This is a genomic window from Undibacterium sp. RTI2.2 (assembly GCF_035018705.1).
Taxonomy (GTDB): domain Bacteria; phylum Pseudomonadota; class Gammaproteobacteria; order Burkholderiales; family Burkholderiaceae_D; genus Undibacterium.
The window spans coordinates 1-3001 of sequence record NZ_JASJXN010000096.1 but is presented as its reverse complement, the minus strand read 5'-3'; the positions used below and the strand labels follow the sequence as shown (position 1 = coordinate 3001).

Below are 3001 nucleotides of genomic sequence, written 5' to 3'. Positions count from 1 at the left end.
ACAAGAAAACCAATCGCAACAGTGGCCACACCCATGCTCGACTTTACTGGTTTGGGTATTTTGCAAGAAGCTCATATTTCAAAAGAATAACAATTTAGAGCTAATGGAGCAAATATTAGCAGGACAAGCAACGTAAGCAGCCATCTACTCAGAACACTCTAAATTAGATTGAGCGTATCAAATGAATATATCAACATCTCCTCACAGCCTCATTCATCAACGACTAAAAAAAATTCCCTCTCTAAATAGAGCGGGAATCTAGAGCACTTGAATACCTAATCAGTACAAATTAAGTATTACCAGCTTTATTGATAAGTAGCTACCAAAGAAGCGCTGCTTATCGCTGCATATGCACTTACAAGCACATAGTAAGTTGCCGTTTTTGGAGCTGCAATCGTGACAGTTTCTGCATTAGTAGATCCTTCAGATTTACCGTCATAAGAACTTGTTGTTGGAGCAGCGCTGGCTTTTACATAAATATCACCGTCACCACTACCGCCAGACAATTTAACGCTCAGGTTTTTAGCTCCAGCAGGAACTACGATGGAGTACAACTTAGTTGCGCCTTTTGCCAGGTTAATGCCAGTAACAGCAGCGCCCTTGGTCAACACGGTTGCAGTAGGTGCAGTTGTTGCGCAACTGACGCCAACGGTTTTGAAAGCAGCCGTCACGTCTGTAACGGTATAGCCACGATTAGTAGCGGCTTTTTCAACACCGCAAGCACCTTGGTTAAAAGTACTACCAGCGGCCCAGTACAAATGATTTGCATCAGCCATTACTTCAAATGCCTTGCGAGTATTCCAACCAGAGGTTGTCGCTAACAAGTAGAAAGCTTTGTTGTACACACCACTGCTGTAATGCACGTCAAGGCTACTCGTGTAGTTAGCAGCATTATCGATAGAGCCTCCATCCAATGGCGGGTTGTACATATAACGTAATGCACCGCTTGCTTTAAAGATATCAACGCCAACTTTGAAGTCGTTTGTACCTTTGACATAGTACTTAACTGCCTCACCAGCCATATCAGAGAAGGCTTCATTCATACCGCCAGACATGCCAGAGTAGGTCAGATTAGAGTTTTGCTCTGTAAAGCCATGGCTAATTTCATGACCGGTTACATCTAGCGCTGTCAAAGGATAAAAAGTTGATGCGCCGTCACCAAAATTCATCGCAGTACCGTCCCAAAAAGCATTTTCATAGGCGGAACCGTAGTGGACTCTCATCATCAATTTTTGACTAATAGGGCGAAGTCCAAGATATGCTTGGTACATATTAAAAACTTGGTTGCCAAAATAATGTGCATCATTCATTGGAGAATAAGCGCCATTGATAGCTTTAACCGTATTACGCGGACAAGTGAAAGTTTGCAAAGTACCAGAACCAGAAGTGGCACTGTTCATATTGTAAGTATCAACATTGGTGCTACTCAATTTGCAAGTAGATCCGCTAACCAACACATCTAAGTAACCGTAACCAGCGGTAGTACCGTACTCGTATTGACCAGTTTTAGTGTTGCCACCAGGACCTGTACCACTCAATGCGTGGGTTAAACCTTCCCATTTGTCCAAAACAGCGCCTGTATTTGCATCAATAATAAAATGCGGGCGGCTTGGTTTATTTGGATTAGATGTATCGAGGAAAGAAATCACATAAATCAGTTGGGCAACATTATTTGCGCCCAATTTGACATGTAATTTAGATTGATCATTTTCGGTTGAATTAACACGAGCTTGTGTTTTTGCCAAAGCAAGAGCTTGATTTGCCGAATAAAGTGGTGTCGCACTTGGCAAATCATTAGCTACATTGCGCAGCATTGCGCCGGATAAAGTCGGTTGAGCAGCGCCAGGAGCTACGCTCTCTACTACACCTTCACCCCATACTGGAATGCCTTGATGAAATTGTTGATAGCGCGTGACAACTTTGCCATTAGCATAAGTTTTGCTACGCAATGCTTGCAATTCACTGGTAGTAAGTCCGAGTAAATCATTAACACTTGCGATACGAGAAGTCCTAGACTGGACTGCCGCTGTGTTTGCTGATGGGGTTAAAAAGTTATCCAGCTCAATGCGGTCTGCCGCCATCGCGCTACATGCACCAGATACCAGAACTGCCAATAAGGTAGGACGTAAAACTTGGTTCAATTTCAAAGCTTGTTTCATTTTCTCTCCATTTTCAAATTGCCGTAGGGATTTTGTCCCCTATGAGTATTAGCCAACGCGGTAAGCGTTGAAGTAAGTCATCGAAGTAATTCGTTGCAGTAAGTCAAACTAAAAAAACAAGTGGACCAGAGTAAAGGCGTTTGATCTGTATCCCAGCAAAAACACTGAAATGGCGTTGTAGATCCGAATAGATTCTTAATGAGGATTCAACAGGCTACTGCCCAAGTAACTAAGAAACAGTTAATCAGACATCAAAACAGTTGAAAATATGCTCGTTGTTTTTTCGCGATATGGGAATTTTTGTGAACAAATCTTTACAAGAGAAAATTTTGGTAACAAAAGAAAGACCGTCACTAATTCAAAAAAATGATCGGCTTATTAATATAAAAAAATGTATTTACATCACTTTATGTAAATTAAGTTTTTATAAAAATAAATGAACTAATTTTCAAAAATCTAAACAACTTGGAATTTTTAATCAGCCTTTTTAGATTTTGATTCAATTAATATAAGAACTAGACAGCAATTATTTGGAGAAAAGAAGTGAATTTCACAAAATAACTAGGTAACGAATATGATTTTTTTCAAACGGGAGATCCATATTTGAAATCAGATCGGAACTTGCACACATGGCTAACGGCATGCAAAAAAAATACTCCCCACTGGTTTTTTTAACTCCCAATACGAAACCTAGACAACAGGTGAATTTTATTAAAAACAAAGGGGAGTATATTTAAATTTCCAGCACCAAGCCTACATAAATAAAGGGCGGATTCAGCTACGAAGAGCAACGGGAGGTAAGTTTTAGGGGGAGTATATCCAAATTATAAAAAACCTCAAAC

General features: G+C 40.4%; 1 protein-coding gene. It reads right to left on the bottom strand.

The window, feature by feature from the left end:
* Window positions 1–305 precede the first annotated feature (305 nt).
* Entirely contained in the window at window positions 306–2159 is a 1854-nt protein-coding gene (locus QN395_RS21100; RefSeq protein ID WP_322119109.1) for a M4 family metallopeptidase, read from the bottom strand.
* Window positions 2160–3001: the final 842 nt, after the last annotated feature.

Excerpts from the sequence above, each read along its gene's own strand:
- QN395_RS21100 (WP_322119109.1), bottom strand. The coding sequence starts at position 2,159 with ATGAAACAAGCTTTGAAATTGAACCAAGTTTTACGTCCTACCTTATTG.